The 20282-nt window shown below is 56.6% G+C and carries 14 protein-coding genes and 1 pseudogene; 4 read left to right on the forward strand and 11 right to left on the reverse strand.

What is annotated here, in order from left to right; all coding sequences use genetic code 11:
- Positions 1-34: 34 nt before the first annotated feature.
- The 4 genes from B2P82_RS09355 to B2P82_RS09370 are packed head-to-tail and all read right to left on the reverse strand — an operon-like array spanning position 35 to position 6185.
- Positions 35-1393 (reverse strand): MFS transporter, encoded by a 1359-nt coding sequence (locus B2P82_RS09355; protein WP_290496788.1) that lies wholly within the window; start codon positions 1391-1393, stop codon positions 35-37.
- A complete protein-coding gene (locus B2P82_RS09360; RefSeq protein WP_290496790.1) occupies positions 1390-1758 on the reverse strand; it encodes a cupin domain-containing protein in 369 nt (122 codons plus the stop codon). The genes B2P82_RS09355 and B2P82_RS09360 overlap by 4 nt, the downstream gene beginning before the upstream one ends.
- Before the next feature lie 40 nt (positions 1759-1798).
- Complete coding sequence (locus B2P82_RS09365; protein ID WP_290496792.1) at positions 1799-3973, reverse strand: heparinase II/III domain-containing protein; 2175 nt, start codon at positions 3971-3973, stop codon at positions 1799-1801.
- Positions 3974-3977: 4 nt separating this feature from the next.
- The gene (locus B2P82_RS09370) at positions 3978-6185 is read right to left on the reverse strand and encodes a polysaccharide lyase 6 family protein (protein ID WP_290496795.1); all 2208 of its coding nucleotides are present in this window, start codon (positions 6183-6185) and stop codon (positions 3978-3980) included.
- Positions 6186-6477: 292 nt separating this feature from the next.
- Between B2P82_RS09370 and B2P82_RS09375 the strand changes: the two genes are divergently transcribed.
- Both B2P82_RS09375 and B2P82_RS09380 read left to right on the forward strand, forming a co-directional pair.
- Entirely contained in the window at positions 6478-9492 is a 3015-nt protein-coding gene (locus tag B2P82_RS09375) for a TonB-dependent receptor (RefSeq protein WP_290496797.1), read from the forward strand.
- A 230-nt stretch (positions 9493-9722) separates the two neighbouring features.
- A complete protein-coding gene (locus tag B2P82_RS09380; RefSeq protein WP_206990770.1) occupies positions 9723-10469 on the forward strand; it encodes a FadR/GntR family transcriptional regulator in 747 nt (248 codons plus the stop codon).
- A gap of 302 nt (positions 10470-10771) precedes the next feature.
- On the opposite strand, the gene B2P82_RS09385 is transcribed toward B2P82_RS09380, so the two are convergent.
- Both B2P82_RS09385 and B2P82_RS09390 read right to left on the reverse strand, forming a co-directional pair.
- The gene (locus B2P82_RS09385) at positions 10772-11125 is read right to left on the reverse strand and encodes a helix-turn-helix domain-containing protein (protein WP_290496803.1); all 354 of its coding nucleotides are present in this window, start codon (positions 11123-11125) and stop codon (positions 10772-10774) included.
- Positions 11126-11585: 460 nt separating this feature from the next.
- Entirely contained in the window at positions 11586-12539 is a 954-nt protein-coding gene (locus tag B2P82_RS09390; protein WP_290496805.1) for an SDR family oxidoreductase, read from the reverse strand.
- A 165-nt stretch (positions 12540-12704) separates the two neighbouring features.
- Between B2P82_RS09390 and B2P82_RS09395 the strand changes: the two genes are divergently transcribed.
- Positions 12705-13595 (forward strand): AraC family transcriptional regulator, encoded by an 891-nt coding sequence (locus B2P82_RS09395; RefSeq protein WP_290496809.1) that lies wholly within the window; start codon positions 12705-12707, stop codon positions 13593-13595.
- 15 nt (positions 13596-13610) lie between these two features.
- Here B2P82_RS09395 and B2P82_RS09400 read toward each other — a convergent pair whose 3' ends face one another.
- Positions 13611-14012, reverse strand: coding sequence for a hypothetical protein (locus tag B2P82_RS09400; RefSeq protein WP_290496811.1), 402 nt, complete (start codon positions 14010-14012; stop codon positions 13611-13613).
- Positions 14013-14088: 76 nt separating this feature from the next.
- Between B2P82_RS09400 and B2P82_RS09405 the strand changes: the two are divergent.
- A pseudogene (locus B2P82_RS09405) lies at positions 14089-15209 on the forward strand (IS3 family transposase).
- A 132-nt stretch (positions 15210-15341) separates the two neighbouring features.
- Here the strand turns inward: B2P82_RS09405 and B2P82_RS09410 are convergent.
- The 4 genes from B2P82_RS09410 to B2P82_RS09425 all read right to left on the reverse strand — a co-directional run bounded on the left by B2P82_RS09410 (position 15342) and on the right by B2P82_RS09425 (position 20275).
- Positions 15342-16010 carry a hypothetical protein gene (locus B2P82_RS09410; RefSeq protein WP_206990753.1) on the reverse strand — a complete coding sequence of 223 codons (669 nt, stop codon included), beginning with the start codon at positions 16008-16010 and terminating at the stop codon, positions 15342-15344.
- A 65-nt stretch (positions 16011-16075) separates the two neighbouring features.
- Complete coding sequence (locus B2P82_RS09415; protein WP_290496813.1) at positions 16076-18169, reverse strand: beta strand repeat-containing protein; 2094 nt, start codon at positions 18167-18169, stop codon at positions 16076-16078.
- Positions 18170-18327: 158 nt separating this feature from the next.
- Entirely contained in the window at positions 18328-19134 is an 807-nt protein-coding gene (locus tag B2P82_RS09420; protein WP_290496815.1) for a hypothetical protein, read from the reverse strand.
- Between the two features lie 196 nt (positions 19135-19330).
- On the reverse strand, positions 19331-20275 hold the full coding sequence (locus tag B2P82_RS09425; protein WP_290479642.1) for a CsgG/HfaB family protein: 945 nt from the start codon (positions 20273-20275) through the stop codon (positions 19331-19333).
- Between the last annotated feature and the right edge of the window lie 7 nt (positions 20276-20282).

Here is a 20282-nt window from a genome sequence, read left to right on the forward strand (position 1 = left end):
TGACTCCTAATTCCAGAAATATTTAGATAATAAGTTAGCGCGTTAGCGCGCCGCGTGGCTTGAGCGGCTCAATCCGTCCACAGAGAATCCACACTGCGAACAACGCCAGCAAAGCGAGTCCGGCGCCGATGATGAAGACGGGCGCGTAATTGTCGCCCTGCGTGATAACAGGAACCAGGAAGGTCAGCCCGGCAGCGCCGAGCTTTGCAGCCATGCCTGCAAAGCCGGAGAGCGTGCCTACAGATTTACCGCTGTAGAAGTCACTCGGCAGTGTTTGAACGTTGCCGATCGCAGTCTGGAAGCCGAACAGAATGGTCGCCATGATGATGACAGCGATGGTTGCAAGCGTGGTCATCGCAGGATCGGCCATCCCAAACACTGAGGCTATCAGCGTCGGATCAGCGAGTAGCAGAAGGGAGGGAAGCATGATCAGGCAGCCAAGAGAAATGACCATTTTACGCGTGGCGTCTACGGTCCAGCCCGCCTTGATGCGGTTCTGGGCCAGAAGCCCTCCAAACCAGGCACCTAGCATGGCACCGAAATATGGGACCCACGCATAGAGCGCGAGTTCCTTGACCTCCATGTCATAGACACGGTTCAGGTAGAGCGGAATCCAGACAATAAAGAGCCACCAGATCGGATCAATCGCGGCAGACGCGATGATCACGCCCCAGCTCTGTTTCCGGCTCAGGATTTCTCCGGTGCCCGGTGCATAACCGTCATCCGGCTCGCCATCCTGGTCGATATCCTGATTGAGTTGACCGGTCAGGATGTATTCGCGTTCGTTTTCATTCAGCCAAGGGTGGTTCTTGGGGGGAGACTTGACGAGCACCCACCAAGGGATGAGCCAAAGGAAGCCCAGCACGCCGACAAGAACAAAGATGATGTGCCAGCTGAAGTGGATCGAAAGGAAGCCAATAATTGGGATTGAAATCAACCCGCCGATCGCCGCTCCGGAGTTGAAAATGCCTTGGGCTAAAGCCCTTTCCCTGGTTGGAAACCATTCTGCATTGGCTTTGGCCGCGCCAGGCCAGTTGCCTGCCTCAGCGATACCGAGAATGGAGCGGAAAATGCTGAACGAAACCACACCGCGCGCAAAAGCGTGCATCACTGTCGCAACAGACCAGACGCCGATTGACAAAGCAAAACCGAGACGCGTGCCGATCCAGTCAAAAATCTTGCCGAAGATCGCCTGGCCGAAGGCATAGGAGAATATGAAAACCACGGAGATGAAGCCGTAAATCTGGTCAACTTGTGCTGTCGATTTCTCCGGATACAGCTCCGCTGCGATGTCTGGCCAAAGAACACTCAATGTCTGCCGGTCAATATAGTTGATAACAGTCGCCAACGCGACGAGACCAACAACCCACCATCTTAGGCCCGAAAGTTTCATGACGAGTATCCCTCGCCATTGAGGAAGTCTTCCCGAGCGGGGCTGAAGATGTCGAGCAGAATGCCGGCCTCCAGGCACACAGCACCATGTCCAGCGCCCGACGGGACGAAAAAGCAGCCTCCTGCTTCCAATACCTGTGTCTCGCCATCGACGAAGACTTCGAACTTCCCTTCCACGACATACGCCGTCTGCGTGTGAGGGTGAGCGTGGACAGGACCGACAGCGCCCTTCTCGAACCACACCTTCACCAGCATCAGGCTGTTGTCATAGCCGAGAATCTTTCGGCGCATGCCGTTCCCGATATCTTCAGCATCGCTGGCGGGGCTGTTCATGAACAAATCCGACTGATTTGGCGTAGCAGGCATTTCTGGTCCTCCCGGTGCGATCGACGCACCTGTCTTGTCACTAAGTACTGGATTGGATGTATGCGTAGACTGGCCCGGTCCACTCAACGGAGATGCCGTCGATATCGATCACGTGTTTCAGTTCCGCAGAAGTGTCTTCCGCGAAGGCGAAAACGATGTTGTCACCTGTTTTCGTAGTCACCATATACACTGATACGCCGTTGTCGGACGTCTGGTAGATGTTCCCTACGGAGCTACCGGGAAAAACAGTAACTTCTTCGTCATTGTCGTACCGCCCATGACGTTCGTAGACGGAGAAGAAATCTATGCTGTCTGCCTCTGACCTCAGGACGAGCGCCTGCTCGCGGCGAAGATTATTGTTCGGGTCATTCGCCCCGAGTTCTGTGAGGAATGCAGTCGTCGGCGTGCTTGCAGCGAAGCTCAATGTATAGAACTGATCTTCGATCAGCCATGACAAGTCCGAGAGTGTAGTCAGTGGTTGTGAGACAGCCTTCTGCCAAAGATGCTGATAGCCATTGGCGGTGCCAAACGGAGTTAGCTGGCTCGTCGCGTGGTCCAGTTTGAAGCCAGTCTCGATCAATTGGCCTTTGAAGTGGACCGGCAGGTCATAGGTGTGCTGCGTATCGCTACGTGCGCGCACGATATCAACGATGTATTGGCCGCCATCAGGTTGTGGAACCAAGGCGAGGAGACGCTGCAGACTTACACCCTCATATGCAGTATCGAGTTCTGCCGCAGTGAGCTGAATTCCATTAACCGTTTCATAGGCAATGACGTGGGGCGCGTAGTTTTGACCCGTCTCCCAATCCCCGCCGAACTGGCTCTCCTGGTCAACAACAAGCGTGTTGTGAGCGATAGTTTGCTTGGCCCAAGTCTCGTTTTCGGGAAGGTAGCGTCCGCCGTTCTTGGGCTCGACATTCAGGAAGCGCGCCGCGCCATAGTCCGCAACGACTTCGTGACCATCGTCGTAGTACAGAAATCCGAGGCGATCGAAATGGCCGTGGCCCAAGCCTTGGGAGGTTGGTTTGAAGACGACGGCTACACCGCGGGCGTCCCCCGCGCGCAGTATCGCTAGTGCCCCTTGATCGCCATTTGACCCGTCGCGAAGCAGGGAGGATTTGAATGGAAATGGGGTCGTCAACCCCAATGACAGATCCCGCGCGAGAGCTTCTCCTTCGTGCGTCGGAACGACGCCATCCTGCATAGACACCACATCCAGCAGTGATGAGTCGCCAGTTAGGTCGTAGACGATGGCCAGAGCATACTTCAGCTCAACCGTGTTAAGTCCTTTTTCCCGGATTGCGTCATTGATCGGAAAGAAGCGCCCGGCATAACTTTGCTGAACGGTGGCGTACACGGCTTTCAGCAAAACGCCGTCCCGATACCCGAAGATATCCCGTTCCGGATCGTTCTCCTGAATTGCTTGCGCAAACAGGACGAAAGGCATCAGGGCGTAGCGCTGGTAGTAAGGCCCTTCAGCGTAGTACCCATCGGGCGAAAACAGTTCGTCCAGCTGCCGCAGGAACCCGGCATCACCAGACTGATCAAGGCCAAGAAGCGCTTGGTTCACCCAGGTATCTTCTTCGAGCACATATCCGGTCATGCCGACTGCTGCTGCTGCCCACGTGCCGTGATTGTGAATACGGTCGAAAGTTTGTGGCTGGCCCTCTGACAGGAAATCGGCCATCGGTCGAATGACGCCGGACTCGATTTCAGCTCGTGTACCTGTGTCCAGGTCTGCCCTGATGGCCTCGTAGCCCTGAATTGCGTAGACGAGCCAGACAGCTTCATTCAGGCTTTGCCAGAAGAGTTTGCCGGGCGTTTGTTCCTTTCGCTGGGGGTGCAATCCCAGTTCCGGATAGAGAGCCGAATAGTCCCGTAGAATGGATGTCGCCAACTCTCTGTAACGCTCATCACTCGTGAGCTCGTAGAGCATGCCGGCTTCGTAGATCGTCTTGGCGTTTTGCTTATGTTGCTCATGAGTATAGCCGCCCCCCGCGTCGACCGGAACCGGCACGGGCACGCCGGCCTTCATGCGCGCTTCCAGATCCAGTGTTATCTTGTCGACGGACTGTTCAAAGAGGGGGGCGCTGGACGTTTCGACTGCTGAGAAAGTACCGGGACTACCAGAGCGTGCGCAGCCAGATAGTGTCGGCGCCATCGCCAACAACGCCGCGCTTGCGACAGTGGTACGAAGGGAACAGACGAGTTTCATCACTTTACCTCAGGTCCACAGTGGTCAACACAGCCGCGGCGCTTTGATCGACGAGCGTATTGCCGGACAATGCCACTTCCGGATTGCCGGTGGTAATGGTCAGTTGCGCCGGTTTCGCGTTGGCAATTTGGTTTCCACTGATTTTGAGATTCTGAACACCGTGTAGCTCTATGAGAGGGCCACCTCGCAGGCCAACATCGTCGAACTTCGAGTCGCTGACCCAGACGTGAGGGCCAAACGTGCTTTCATCCCGACCGCCACGATAAACGGCGGCAACAGGTCCGCCGATACGCTCAAACGAGCTGTCCTCTATGATGACATATTCGGCATTGTATATTCCGTAGTCATCCGTTTCGGTATCCAGTTTGATGACGGTGCCAGAAATATCGCTGAAGTCGGATCCGGAAATCTTGATCCGGTCGTAAAACGTACCCTTGGCTGCAGATACGATCGAGAATCCCTTATTCACGTCGAAGCCGGTAAATGACATGTCTGCCAACTCGACCGTGTGGTTTCCGCTGCCACCCATCGAAGTGGTAAAAATGAAGCTGTTACCGCTGGCATCGGGGGAGGCTGCGCCCGAAACACTCACGCCTTGCATCCGAAGGCTTCCCTTACCAGAAAGCTGTACGAAATTTGGCCGCTCAAATGTGATGACTGGTGGATTATCTGGGTCTGCGGCTTCCACCGTGACCGGGACCTGCAAGTTGACCAGCTTGGATTCGCGGTACTGACCCGATGTAAGTACCAGTGTGTCGCCCGCCTTGGCGCGGGCGAGGGCTGTTCCCAACGCATCGGGACCTGCGACGACCTCGATCCGCTCCCCTCCGTCGAACGGCGATGACACAGATGGCTTGGGATACCAGTCAGCACCGGTCTCAGTGCGTTGGACACCAAGGGAATGCCCGTCGGGTAGTCGTGTTTTGGCTGTGACGGCTGGCAACACTTCGAACCCGTAGGCTATTTCCGACGGCGGAGCAGCCGTCGTCACATTGTCTTCAAAAGTAATTCCGCTTAGGTCGTCCTGTATTCGAAATGGCGCGTCGCTACCTTCTCCAATCACAATGTTGCTTCGGAAAATGGAATTGACAGGTACGGCCGTGCGTTCAGCGTCGGATCCTTCGGCCAGCTCAATGCGGCGGACAGTATCGAAAACATTATTCTCTATAATTGCGCCATCAACCTGATGATAGCGGTTGATCGGCGAGTTCGGTACCCCATTCATTACGACCAGCGCACCAGAAAATCTCTCTCCGGTCAGATCCTTGAAATAGTTGTTCCGCACGGTCTGGCGCGCATTGATAACGCGGACACCTCCCGTATAAGGAGCGCCATCTCCATCAAAGAGGTTGTTCTCAACCAAGGTATCATTGCCGTGGCGCAAGGTGAGTGTACCACGCGACCGGAAGAACGTGTTCCCACGGTACGTATTACCGCCTGATTTGTTCGAAATGATTTCGACCTCGCCGCTGCAGCGGTCGAAGTAGTTGTTCTCCACGAGTGTGCCCGAGTGCGTGAGCGAATAATGACTGGTTCCAATACGAAGCGTCTCGCCCCCATTTGACCCGAACACTGGGCGAGGCCCGAAATAGTTGTTTCGAATGACATGGTTGTTGTTCTGGCTGTCTTCCGTATTGAGGCGGACTGCCATTGTAGGACCGGAATTGAGCTTGCCCGACAAGTGATTGTGATCGAACATATTGTTCTGGCCATACATCGCAACCCAGATGTCACGCTGCGCCCTGGTTGGGTTGGAGTAGTTTTCGATAACTGTTTCGGTGACACGTGAATTATAGGCGAGATTGTCATTGTCTCGCCGGAAGCTGATAACTTCAGTGCGCGGCGTATAACCTTCCCGAAAAACAAGACCGGATATGACAAGGTGTTTGCCGGCCAGTCTCAGGCTCGACTGTCCGGACAAGATAACCTTGCCAGGTGTTTCAGCCGATACGGTAATGGGAGTTTCGATTGTCCCTTCAGCGTCGAGAAGCATATCAAAGTCGCGCCAAACACCGTTCTGGAGAACGATCTGGTCTCCTGGCTGGGCATTGGTCGCTGCATTGAAATAGTCTTCCTGGTTGGAGACGGGGATGACACGACGGCTATGAGGGCGTTGGGGTGTGGTTTCAGAAACTTCAGGCAGTGCGGGGACAGCCTGACAAGCGCCCAAAGCAAAACAAATTACCGTCGCATTGATGAGCCCTAAACGCATGCTTTTCTCCCGAGGCCGTGTAATCCGGCTTTTCTGCAGTGCTAAATTGTCGGACCAATTTGTCAACCAATTAATTCTTGCGCTGTTGAAAATGTTCTTTTTGATACCCGCCGCTTTGGGAGGGTGTCGCAAATTTACAATACTAGCTTGGAAAACTGATTAGAGGTCATACCAATATAGACAAATATGCATACCAAAGTGGTTGACATACCATCAGCGGAGGGTGTTGGTAGTCTTCGAAGTGCCTTGCGTTGAGACGAGGCCTCAAAAATATAAATGGGAGGAATTCAGTATGCGCACGTTTAAACAGGATGAGTCTGTCAGTCTGAGGAGGCAGCGGGTTTGGCGGTCGGCACTGCTTGCCGGTGTCGCGCTGCCGTTGGGTGCCGCAGCATGGGCGCAGGAAGAACCGGTCACCGTGTCAGCACCGGCCGCTGAAGGTGAAGCGCGCCAGGATACGGTTGTGGTGACGGGAATCCGCTCATCGCTCGCAAGCGCACTTAGTGAAAAGCGTGCTGCCGATAATCTGATTGAAGTCATCCAAGCAGAAGACATTGGTAAGCTGCCGGACCAAAACCTTGCTGAAGTTCTGGAGAATATCACGGGTGTTCAGATTACTCGCGAAGCTGGTGTGGGCACCGGGGTTCAGATCCGCGGTACAAATGCAAACCGCACCGAGATAAACGGTGTGTCCACCGTGGGGTCTGGTTCTGGTCGGGGTGGCATTAGTTTTGAAGATGTTTCTGCTGCCATGATCGCGGCTGTTGAGGTAACCAAAGCTCCTGAGGCAAAGACGATTGAAGGTTCTGTGGGCGGGACAATCAATCTCAGAACGATTCGTCCGCTTGACCTTACTGAGCGTTTGACGACGATACGAATTCAGGGCGAGGACAGCAGCCTCACAACCGATGGTATCACTCCCAGGCTCGCTGGGACCTATGGCAATAAATGGTCAACGGACATGGGTGAGATCGGGACCGTCATCAGCGTCAGCTACGCTGAGCAGGACGTTACCGCGTTTCGTCCTCGTGCAGACCGCGATAACCTGATTGCGTCAGATAGTGGTGCCGACAGTGCGCAGTCTTTTGATTTTCTGCCAATACAGTTCCTGAATCAAGACTACGACAACTTTGAGTACGAGACGACCAATATAGCCGGTACGGTAGAGTGGGCGCCGAATGATGGCGTGAAGCTGTACTTTGATGCTGTTCTGAACGATCAGGAGCGCCGGCAAGAAAGCTCCAGGGTGCAGGCCTCGGGGGTCAGCAGCCTAAATAACATCTCCATTCCGTCTGCCTTCGAAACAGTGAATTTTGGCACGTTGAGCGGCGAAGACGGCGCGCAATTCCTCGGTAGCATTGAGGCGGCGCTCAGAGGTGTCATACCGGTCGACTTGGCTGATGATGATGACGATCCGAACCTTCGTTTTTCATCCGATACAAACTCCCGCCTGACAGATAGCAGAATCTACCGGTTGGGGGCCGACTGGCAGCACGGCAATCTTTCGGGCCGTGTCGAGCTCTCAACGTCGACATCGGATTCCACGACGCCGAGCTTCAATACCACGCTCAATTTCATCAATCCCAACGCTCCGCTGGATGCTGGTGGCGGAAACGACAACGCCGTCCCATTCGTCTACGATCTGAGTGGGGGGGCGCTGACCTTTGCCGTTGCGCAGGATGCCGCATTTGGTCCGACAACCGCACAGTTGCTTGATCCGGCAAACGTTGTTTTGCGTGATGTCAATATCGGCGAGGACAGGTCCGACAACAGTGAAGACGCGTTTCGTGCCGACTTCACCTATGATCTGACAGACAGCTCCGTAAGCGAATTCATCACATCTATTGATGCGGGGTATCGTTACAACAAGACCTCCAGCACCCGCGACCAAATTCGCTCAAACGTCGGATTGCGTTCAATGGCTGATAGTCCGCGGGGGGATCTTTTTGCGGATCTCCTTGTTGCCGGTCCGGACAACTTCAATGCAGCCGATGGCCGGGCGCTGTACGTTTCAGATTTTCTGCTGATCAATCCAGAACTCGCCGCGTCCAATCCCGATGGTGTGCTTGCTGCCCTTAATGCGGCCATCTCTGCACATGGTGGATCAAGATCAATTGACTCGCCCACCTCGAGTCAAAGCGCCTTTTTCGACATCGAGGAAGAAACCCATGCCCTTTATGCGCAAGCCAACTTTGAATACGGTATGTTCCGCGGTAATGCAGGCCTGCGTTATCTGGAAACGGACATTACTTCAGTCGGGAATTCTATACTCAATGGCACCGCGATGCGGGTCTCGACGGAAGGCAGCTATGATTTCTTGCTGCCGCGTTTCAACCTTGTGGCCAACCCGACCGAAGATGTGATTTTGCGTTTTGGCTTAAGCAGGGACATCAGGCGCCCGAACTTTGATGACCTGTCAACGTCGCGGACGTTCAGCACCAGTCCGAACCCGCCGGTCCAGATCGGCAATCCTGGCTTGGCGCCCGAGCAGGTAGACTCCTTCGACATCGCAGCTGAGTGGTATTTCGCGCCCTCCGCTGTGGTAAGCATCGGCTATTTCAACAAGAAGCGTACCGACCTGTTCGTTACTCAGCAGGAAGACCCATTCGAAGATCCGGTCACAGGTTTCCGTGATCTTACCGATCCGTGCGAGGCGGGGGGTATTTTCAACCCAATTGCCGATCCGAACGTGTTTGCGGCCAGCGGCACGCCAGTCGGTATCTGTGTGCCAGTTTCGACGACGGTCAACGATCCCGGTGAGACTACACAGGAAGGTTTCGAGTTTGCGTTCCAGTATGATCTTTCTGAGTTTGAGGATCGGCTCGGCTGGGCGTCTGGCTTCGGTGTACTTGCAAACTATACCAATCAGAAATTTTCTGGCGGTGAAACGGTGAACACTGCGACGAGTCGCGCCAATCAGGTGTTTGCCGCCCTGGGTGCGACAACACCTGTGACGTTCCAGCAGCCACTGATTGATCTGTCGGAGAATGCGTATAACGCCACACTCTACTACGAGAAATATGGCCTTTCTGCCCGTGCCCGCTACACGTGGCGTGACGCGTACCGATCAACAGATTTCGGCAGTACGTCCAGCTTCCCTTGGGGATTCCCCGTTGTTCAGGAGGCTCGGGGACAGCTCAATGCGAGCATCAATTATGATGTGACCGAGAGCCTGAGTGTGGGAATTGAAGGCGTGAACCTCACCGAATCTGAGGTTCAGCAATCCTGCGTCAACGAAGGGGCGCTCTTGTGTTTCCAGGGATTGACTGATCGGAGGATTTCATTCGGCGCCAGCTACAGCTTCTAGAAGACAGTAGTGAGCCGATTCACGACAGGAAGCGCCCCACGTGTGTGGGGCGTTTTCGTGCATGATCACTGGATTTAGCGGTTTAGAGGCTTATTCGGAGATTCGCGCGAATTTTTTTACAAATTGGTCCAACCAATTTGTAAACCTTTTAAAATTACGTATAATGTCGTCGCAATCGGGATTTTGTTGTCTACCCTTAGACCTGACATGCTGCTTGAAGGAACCATTTGATGTCAGAGAAGCGCCTTTACCACACCGTTGCCAGAGCTATTCTGGATATGATCGAGTCCGGATCTTATCCGCCGGGCACGCGGTTGCCTGGAGAGCGCGAACTGGCAGAGAGATTTGGCGTGAGCCGCGTCGTGGTGCGAGAGGCCGAAATCTCTTTGGAGGCCATTGGGCGACTCGACATCAGGGTCGGGTCCGGCGTCTATGTACGCGATGCCGACGAATCGAGCGGACTTATACTGCCGCGTGTTACACCTTTCGAGCTAACTCAGACCCGCCTGATCTTTGAATCCGAGTGCGCCGCTCTCGCTGCCACGCAGATCACCGACGCGCAAATTGAAGGACTGCGGGAAACGATAGAAAAGATGGCGTCATCGACGCACGATACTCCTGACGGCGACGAAGCTGATCGCGACTTCCATCTTCAAATTGCGAAGGCCACGGGCAATGCGGCCAACGTGTTCTTCCTGCAAAACCTCTGGCGTATGCGCAATGAAATTGACGCAGTCCGGAAAGTCTATTCAGCCGTGTGTCTCGATGACACGTCACATCGCGTGAATGAGCATTCGAATATCCTCGATGCTCTGGAAGCCAGAGATCCACAAGCCGCTCGTGAAGCAATGCAGGGCCATTTCGAGCGCCTGCTGGAAGCGCTTCTGGACGCGTCGGAACGACAGGCCATCGAGGAGGCGCGGCAGAAGTCGAGCGCCAATCGGGAGAGGTATCTCAAATTGGCGGCTGCGCGTTAGGAGAGCTGGAGGCAATTGTCAGGGGAAGTGGTCGTTGTCTATTTACGCCTGACATCATGATCTACCTTCCAACGCACAAGTTCGCCGCCATTCAATCGGGTTCGCGGTACGGGTATTTCTCGACGGTTTGAGCGGAAGATATTGGTCGCACCCGAGCGGAGGAGGTTGGTGATCCCTGAGACTTCTTCCATTCGCATGGACTGCGCTCTCAGGAGTCCGTAGAGCGCGTTTCACCCTTCAGTACTGGTTGGCTTCTGAAGTCGTCAAACGCGCTCTGGTGACTCTCTCAGAGCTTTCTGAAGCTACTCGTCGTAGTAGTTTTGTATGTCACGTGCCACGTAGACCAGTTGCCACTCCCAAATGGTAATCACCCGGTCTGCAACCGACACGATCTGGTGGTCGTCCGGGCGTTCTTGAGCGAGCCAGGCGGAGAGCACATGGGCGATGTCATGAGTGAAGAAGTCGGCGATCGTTGAAAGATGTCGGAGCGGGACCTTGGCAGAGCCGCGCATCCATTGAACGACGGTTGTGTCTCTCTTGTATCCAAGCTTTTCGGCAAGCTGGGCTGGAGTTGATTTCCGGTACTCGAATGAGAGTTCGAGAAACCGGGACATCCGGCGGTTTGGAGGTGTTTCTTCAAGTTCTGGGAACAGCATTGGTCTTCCTTTCGGTTGGTTGTCGATAGGAAGAATCTAGCGGTTCTCGTCGGTGATTGCGGGTGGCAAACTCTTGTTTGTGTAAGGCGAAGTGTACTTGTTGGGTTGAACCTACGGCATATACGAAATGTCTCGTTTCAACGTATCCGAAGGCTTTGGGAAAAAGCTTCAATCGGTTCGTTGGTGCACAATCACTTCAATCATCAAAGGAATATCGAGAGTAGGGCCGGATTCAAATTGCTACGTGACGCTGCTCTTCTCGAATGGCGCGCGTTGATCGCCGCCTGAGACCTGTACATCCGCGAAAAGCGGAGACTGGTTCGAAGCCGTCTGACAGCGCCCACCTTGGCGGGACATGCAAGGACCCGTTGCGATGGCGTATTTCCTGCGCGCGTCCAAGCAGATGGCAACAGTCCGTCAGGTTGACTCGACCCGCGCGGGGCCGGGGACCTTCAGGGAATTAAAGTGACCATTCGAATCCGACGGCCTTTTCGGACACGTCCCAAAGCCGCGCCATCACCGCCTTGTCATAGGCATGGGCGTTCAGGGTTCCCTTGCCGACCGGTCCTACGAATTCGCGGGTGCCGGTGGGGCCGTAGAGGGCGCGCTGTTCGGTCAGGGCCTTTTCGGTGGCGCACATGACTTCCGGGTAAGACCCTTGCTCAGCGGTTTGGACCATCGGTGTCTTGGTCATCAACCACCAGATAAACCGCATGGTGCGGCTGCCGCTGGTAGAGATCAACGAGGTGGCAGACGAACCAGGGTGGCAGACGAAAACCTCGACATCGTTGCGCCCAGCAGCGGCCAGCCTGTCTTGCAGCTCATAGCCGAACATCATCTGCGCCAGTTTGCTTTGTGAATAAGCTGTGTTCGCGCCGTATCCTTCTTCCCAGTTCATGTCGTCAAAGTTGATGGTTCTCAGACCCATATTGTAGCCAAGGCTGGCCACGATAACGATCCGGCCTTTGCTTTCCGCGATCCGCTCGAACAGAAGGCCGTTCAGCAGGAAGTGACCGAAATGGTTGGTGCCAAGTTGGCTCTCGAACCCATCCACTGTCAGCTTGCGGGTGGGCACTTGGGCGATGGCGGCGTTGTTGATCAGCGCGTCAATGCGCGGCACGGTCGTCAACACCTCGGCAGCCGCCTCGCGAACGCTATCCAGAACCGCCAGATCCAATCGAACAAAGCTGACATCGGCCGCTTCGCCGATTTCCTGTTTCAGTTCTCCGATGGCCGCTTTCGATTTCTCGGTCGAGCGGTTCAGCATTACCACCTTCGCGCCTATCTTCAGAAGCGTTCGTGCCGCCTGAAAGCCCGCGCCCGAATTCGCCCCGGTGATGAGGTATGTCTTGCCGCTCAGGTCGCCAAGGCGTTCGGGCGTCCAGCCCTTGGGTCCGAATGTCGTGTCTGCCATTGTTTTCTCCTGCCAGCGCTACTGGCGGTCTGTTCGAATGTCTGCTTTTTTCTGGAAGGTAGATAGCTATCGGATAGTGCGGGAAACAGACGCAATTGTCGCTAATACGTGCCTGATTGTCTCGTCCGTATTGTAAAGCAGCATCGTCCTTGCCAGTTTAGCATCATGAGCAAAGACCAGATCAGACACCTGATCGACCAGCGCCTTCCCGAGGCGGGGGTGGTCGACACCGCGCTGAAGGGCGTGCAGCTTTTCCGCGTGACCGAACCCGTTCCCTGCGCGCCCGCCGTCTATGAGCCCACCGTTGTGGCAATTCTCAGCGGTGTGAAAGAGGCCATCCTGGACGGCGACCATCACGCGTATGGCAGCGAAGAATACCTGCTGTGCCCCATGAGCCTGCCTGTCGAAGCGGGGGCCCCGCAGGCATCGGACGACAATCCGCTGCTGGGAGTGATGATCGCGCTGGAGCCGCGCATGATGCGGGATCTTGCCGTCGAGATGGAGACCTTCGCCAGCGCCGATGCCAAGCACGACGGCCCGCCGCAGCAAGCGTTGGCGCTGGCGAAATGGGATGCTGGATTTACCCAAACCTTGTTGAGGCTGCTGGAGCTGCTCGACAATCCGGTGGACGCGGCGGTGCTGGGCCCGGGGCGTCTGCGCGAGCTGTATTATGCCCTGCTGAAGGGGGAGGCAGGGTCCGCCGCGCGGCGCGCCTTCGGTGTTGGCAACGAAATCGCGCGCACCATCGACTACCTGTCCAGCCATCTGAGCGAACAGGTCACCATTGACGACATGGCCAACCATGTTGGCATGAGCCGCGCGGTGTTCCACCGGCGATTCAAGGAGGCGACGACGATGACCCCCATCCAGTTCGTTAAGTCAATGCGCCTGAATAATGCCGCTATGAAGATCGCTGAGGGCAAGACTGTGTCCGAGGCCGCCTGGGACGTGGGCTATCAAAGCTCGTCGCAGTTCAGCCGGGAGTTCAAGCGTCTTTACGGTCAGTCTCCCAGGCAGTGGAGCCATGCCCGGCAACCGGCACTCGGTCCGGCGTAACGGCCTATCCTAACATCAACTGCCAGACTGATTTGTAAGTGCAGCCCACAGCAGGTCTTCCAGAAACGCCCGTTGAGCGGATTCGGTCTCATCCTTGCGCATCAGGACCAGCGAATGGACGTTCTGGATGATCTCCGCAAGGCGTTCATCGGACAGATCGTTGCGAAGCGTGCCTTCTGCCCGCCCGCGCTCGAAAACCGGGGCCCAGATCTTCACAATCTCGGCCCGGACGGCATCGTTGCCCTGAACGAGAAAGTGCTCCATTTGGGTGCTCGTTTCGTTCAGTATGATCGCTTGGAACAGTTCTTCTTCCTGCGCGATGCGTATGTTTTCGATCGAGCCTTCGATCAGGGCTTCTTTGACGTCCGAATATTTGGCGACCGCACCGGCAGACTTTGATCCCATGCCTCGCAGCAATTGGAACAGTGTCCTTCCCCCTTAAACTTGGGCCAAATTGATCTTAGTAATTTTGGCGTTTCAGGAAGGATTGAAGATGGCTCGGAAGCGGTATTCGGATGAGGACGTTCTGCGATTGTTACGTGAGATCGAGCTGTCTCTGGCGGACGGTCTGGATGTAATGGGCGCCTGTCGCAAGGCAGGGGTGTCTGATGCGACTTACTATAATTGGCGTAAGAAGTTTGGCGGTGTGAGTAAGTCCCAACTGGCGGAGAAGAAAGCTCTGGAGAAGGAGAACGCCCGGCTCAAACGGATCGTGGCCGACCTGGAGTTGGACAAGCTGATCCTCAAAGAGACGCTTGATTATGTAAAGCCAAAGGCCTGAAGCCAGCCGATCTGCGTCAGGCCGTGATCCATGTGCGCCAGAAGCTCGACACCTCTGAGCGGCGCACCTGCAGAACGGTCGGCATGGCGCGCTCTACACAGCAGTACAAAGCGCGTAAGGCAGACGAGGACGAGGCTTTACGCTTGGCGCTGATCCGGCTCGCCAAACAGTATGGCCGCTACGGCTATCGTAAAATCGCCAGGCTGCTGAGCCTCGAAGGCTGGCGGGTCAATCACAAGAAGGTCGAGCGGATCTGGCGTGAGGAAGGCCTGCAGCTCCCACAGCGCCATAAGAAACGCAAACGGCTCTACCACAAGGATAGTTCTGTCATCCGCCTCAGGCCACAATACCAGAACCATATCTGGAGCGTCGACTTCGTGCATGACAAGCTGAGCTCCGGCCGGCCCTACAAAACGCTGACCGTGCTCGATGAGTACACAAGAGAAGCGCTGTGTGTACATGTCCGTGCCAGGATGGGCTCAGCTGATGTTCTGGAGGCGCTCTATCCGCTCCTGCTCAGGCACGGGAAGCCTGATCATATCCGGTCTGACAATGGCCCGGAGTTTATTGCCGAAGGATTGCAAGACTGGCTAACCAAGGTCGGGATCAAGCCGCTTCGCATCTATCCGGGGAGCCCTTGGGAGAACGGATACAATGAGCGCTTCAATGGAACCCTGCGCCGCGAAATCCTGAATGCCGAGTGGTTCACCTCACTCGATCAGGCTCAAACCGTTATCAATACCTGGCTCAGACAGTACAATCGTATCCGGCCTCATCAGGCGCTCAGTATGCGGCCACCGGTTCCAGAAACCCTTACGCCAACTGGCCCATAACAAGGGGGCTGGACAGTCAGGTGTCCTCGTTCAACTGCATTGAGGCCGGAGCTTGCTCCCGTTCCAGCGTGTGTCAGATCGTGTCAGCCCGTTTCATGCCATGCCGCTCGGACGGGCCGGAGCTTGCAGGGCTTATTGCTGTGTTCCGGGAATCAGGACGTCGATCGGCAGGCCTTCCGTGCCGAAATCCGGCAACATGTCATCTTCGTCCGGAGGCGGCGGGGTGCCGTCGGAGCCGGTGCCCATGAGAAATTCGCTGCCGGCCGATTGGGCGGCCTGCGACACGGCCTTGCCACGACCGATCTCGTTGACGGCGCTGGCGGGATCTATGACGGTCACGGCGCGCGCGCTGGGCACGACAACGGTCAGCGTTCCATCTCCTTCGCCGGAGGTCAGGGTGAGCCCGTCATTCGGCTCCAGGCTGGTGCGACAGCGCTCTGTTCCAGCCAGGTCGCCAATACAGGGATCGTCTGCATCCGTGACGGGAGTCAGGCGGGCAGCCGCCGGGTTCGCTGGAATTTGGCCGAAACCCGCAGACGCAGCATCCTGCCTTGTGTCTTCGGAGGCCGGAACGACCTGTTCTGCGCTGATGGCGTAGGCCGCTGCGTCGGCATCCTTGCGCTGGCCATCGGGACGGGGCGGTGGAGGCGTATCGGCCTCGAGGCCGCCGGTCGGCATGGTGAATATTTTGGGAGGCTCAAACGGCGTGGTGCAGCCGGTGCAGAGGGCAAGGACGAGCAGGGCGCCAGCAAGGTTCGCGGGGCGCGGATAGGCGGTCGACGAGGATGTGTGGCTCGTCATGGCTCAGTCCTTCCGGTGTGTGGAATGAAGGTCCCGGGCCGGAAAACCGGCCCGGGACGGCAGGGTTACTGGTTGACCGTGGCCGAGTTATAGGACCCGGTCTGGACGATGGAGGCCATGTTGCCGGCGGTCACCGTCTGATTGATCGACGCGTCGTTGAAGTCACCGCCGCTTTGCGAGATCGTCGCCATGTTGCCGTCGGTCGACTGCAGGATCGAGGCGGTGGAGAATTCGCCGCCCGTCTGGGTGATCTCACCGGTATTGTCATTTCCGCTCTGCGTGACGCTGGCGGTCAGGTTGCGACCGGAATTGTTGCCTTGCGTGACCGTCGCGGAGTTATCGTCCCCGCTCTGATCAATATCGGCATCTCCACGGCCACCATTCTGGAGAATGGAAGCCGTGTTTCCATGACCGGTCTGCACGATGTAGGAATCGTTCGAGAAGCCGCTCTGGTCAATGCTGGCCATGTTGAACGATGCGCCACCGATCTGGTCGATGGCCGCCGTGCTGGACTTGCCGTCCTGATCGATACTGGCTTCGTTGTCGGAGCCGATCTGGGTGACATAGGCGTTCAGCGAGCTGTCCTGCCAGACGCGACCTTCCTGGGTGACGTTCGCCGTGTTGCCGGAGCCGTCCTGATAGACGTCAGCCAGAACGCTGTTGTCAGCCTTTTGGCCGGTTTCACCTGGTGCGTTGTCATATTGGTCGACATTGGCCGTGTTGCCATCACCATACTGGGTGACGATGGCATCGAAGTTCTGCGAACCATCCATGTTGAACGATTGGGACACATTGGCCGTGCTCATGCCATCCTGCAGGATGGTCGTGCTCAGGCCGGACTGACCGTCCCCGTTCATGAACTGGTCGACATTCGCCGTTGCGCCGCCATCCTGCGTGATGCTTGCAGAAATGTTCGTGGAGCCATTGCCAGCGATGCCCTGATTCACGTTTGCGACCGAACCACCATTCTGATCGAGCGTGGCGATCACGGACCCGGACGTTACGGCACCGCTTGTCGCGGTGTTTTCGACGGACTGGTCTACAAAGGCGCTGGAACCGCCATCCTGCGTCACATTGGCCGTAATGCCGGTTGCCCGGTTGCCATCCAGGGACTGGTTGACTTCGGAGATCGAAGCGCCGGACTGGTTGATCGTGGCGAAGGCATTGTTGGCCTGTCCGTCAACAGCGGTCTGGCTGACAGTCGAGCTGGAACCGCCGGTTTGGGTCACATTGGTCCGCAGCGTGCCCGTGAAGCCGGGGCCGGTGCCTTCCTGAGTCACGGACGAGGAATTGGTGTCGCCGTTCTGGTTCACATTGGCAACCTGGTTGAAACCGCCGCCGGTGTTCGTCTGATCCACGGTGGAGGTGTTGTTGTTGCCAGCCTGAATAACGGTCGATTCCGGATCGGCATTCGGGATGTTGATCGTGCCATTGGAGGAATCGTCCGTCTGCGCGATCGTGGACACGTTGTTGTCGCCTGTCTGATCATTGTCAGCATAGGCGCCGATTGCATTCTGGGTGACAGTGGAGTCGTTGTCGTTACCGATCTGGTCAACGGTCGAATTATTGTCGCTGCCCGTCTGGGTGACGGAAGCCGCGTTGGCATCACCGAGCTGTGCAACCGTCGTTGTGTCGCCCGTGCCGTCCTGGGCGACGACCGCGCTGTTGTCATTGCCTTCCTGGCTGACTGTGGCGACTTCACCGCCCGTATCGTCGCTAAGGCCTTGTGCGACGGTCACGCTGTTGCCCTGGCCACCGACCTGGTCAACAGAAGCCGTCTGTGAGAGCGAACCTGCGGTGTTCTGGTCGATGTCAACCGAGTTCGGGGCGGCCCCGGTAACGGTGTCAGCGGTCTGGGTCACCGTTGCAGAGTTGCCAACCGCAGCGCCGACGGCACTGGTCTGATCGATGTCGGCCGTATTGGTGGCAATACTGTAGATCTGCGATCCGGGAGGTGTGTGCTTCTGGGTGATGGACGCCGAGTTTTCGTCGCCGGTTTGGTCGATATAGCCTTCGTTTTCGAGACCTTCGGTCTGATCAATGTCGGCATTGTTTGAAACGCCGCTCTGGTTGATGAGCGCCTCTGATTCGTCTGCGAAGGCAGGTCCCCCGAAGCAAAGTGCCGCGATTGCGGCGGTGGCGAGAAGTTTCGTGCGCATGAGATGTCTCCTTGTCAGTGCACATTTCGCACTGATCCGTTCTCGGATCAGCTTGTTCAAAAGGCCATTCTGGAAGCTGAGTGCGTCCCCCCGATGGCTTCTGCCACGCCCCGCTGATGTACAGTTGGAGGCATGTTCGGTTTCAGACCGGGCGCGCATCAGTATGCGCCTTGCGTCACGGTGACCGTGCCGCAGCCAGAGGCCACGACACATCCGGTCTGGTTGATTGTGTATTCCAGCGCATCGCCGGTCTGGACGAGCACGGCGGACAGGCCTTCGCCGTCCTGGTAGATTTTACCCTGGTTGTCGTTTCCGTCCTGCTCGATTGACGCGGTGTTTCCGGCGCCGGTCTGTTCGATCAGCGCATCGTTGTCGTCACCGTTCTGCACGATGGAGGCGACATTGCCGCCTTCCACAAGATCGCCAGGCGAGACGGTCTGATAGATTGCGGCGGTGTTGCCGTGTCCCAGCTGCGTGAGGGAAGCGGAATTATAGTACAGTTCACCAAAATCATTTGTCTGCCGTATGAGGGCGTCGTTGGAGTCGCCCTCGATTGTGAGGGTGGCATCATTGCGGCCTGCAGGCTGACTGCCGACGGGGGACGAATCCTGGCGAATCGCGAACGAGTTCGAGTCTCCCGTCACGGATATGCGGGCCGACGCATTGTCTCCGGATTGGGAGACCGTATTGGCCCGGTTCATCTGACCCTGAACATAGGCGTCCACGACAAGATTGCGCCCCAACTGGGTGACTTCCAGCGTGTTTGCGCGTTGCGCCTCGGCCTGCCGGGTGCGCTCAAGAATGTCGGAAATCTGCTCAATATTAGCGAATGAGCCCGTGTCGGCCCCGGCGGGAAGGGCCAAGCCGAACAAGATGGACAGGACGCCGAATGAATTGCGCGTCGAGTGTCTGCGCGCGCTCTCAGCGGGCGGACGTGCAGATGCGATTGCAGTATGTGGCAACATAAAGTGCCGCTCCCGAGTTGCTTGCCTCGACGTGAGGCAGTATTGGTCGGGAGATCCGCCAAATGGCAGATCCCCGGGGAGAGACCGGTCCGAGCGCCAACTTGAAGTCGGTCTCTCCCCACCCTTATTGCGGCTCGCGCCGCGCGATCTTGTCTTTGCCTGGTCCTAGTCGGTCCAGGGCTTTGATTGCATCAGCTCAACTTGCTTCATTGGCCTCCCAGTTTTCGCCCTCTTGCAGCAATTCCTTTGGCACACCCTTCAGGGCGTCCTTTGGAAATTCGGTGCGGTATTTCTGATCGTAGAAATCCACCGCTGTCTTGCCGAGATCGGGGTTTTCGAAGTTCCAGAGACCAGACTTTACACCTTCCACGATCAATCCGTAAACGGCTTTTTCGAGCGCCTGGCGTACAGCAACATGGCGAGGCTGGTTCAGGGTGATTCCGGCCTCTGCTTCGAGAAGCTCCCGATAGGCGACATATTTGAAGGCGTTGGCCTGCCAAGCGACAGACGCGACGCGTTGTTCGGTCGTTACCGAGATCAGGACTTCGCCCGTCTTGACGCTGACAGCCCGCAAATACACCGAAACGGCGTCTTCCCGGTACTGTGTGTTCGCGCCAATTCCCAGATAGCGTGCGCCGGCCCCACCCGTTTGCGTATTCGTATCATAACCCGTGATGGCTCCTTCGATCAGGATGCCCGCGAAAAGCAGCGCGGGAAGTGCGACCGATTCCTTTGCAGATTCCCCCAGATAACGCTGGCGCATTTCCAAGATGATCTGGCGTTCCTTGAGCAAATTATCCAGCTTTTCCCGTTCGATGACGGTAAACCAGCTGCCATCTCCTGCGTCCTGCAGGGCCTTGATCAGGATCGGCGTTGCGCCCTGGGTCACGGCGCGCGACAGCGTCTGGACAGTATCGCTCGGCTTGAAGGCGCCGGTCTCGTCCGCGACGCCATAGACGGCGACCGGAATCTGCTCCGTTGGTTTTGGCAGCCAGATCAAAGCATACTCGGTCTGCGTGCGCGGATTCACGGTCGGCTCCGCCATGTCCATGGACGCTTTTGGCGGCGTGCCGCACGCAGCAAGCAGAAGCGTCAGTACAGGCGTTGCCAGCCAACGCTTGAGGCCAGATTGTCCCCACATACAGTGT

It is taken from the genome of Hyphomonas sp. UBA4494, assembly GCF_002388935.1.
Classification (GTDB): Bacteria; Pseudomonadota; Alphaproteobacteria; order Caulobacterales; family Hyphomonadaceae; genus Hyphomonas.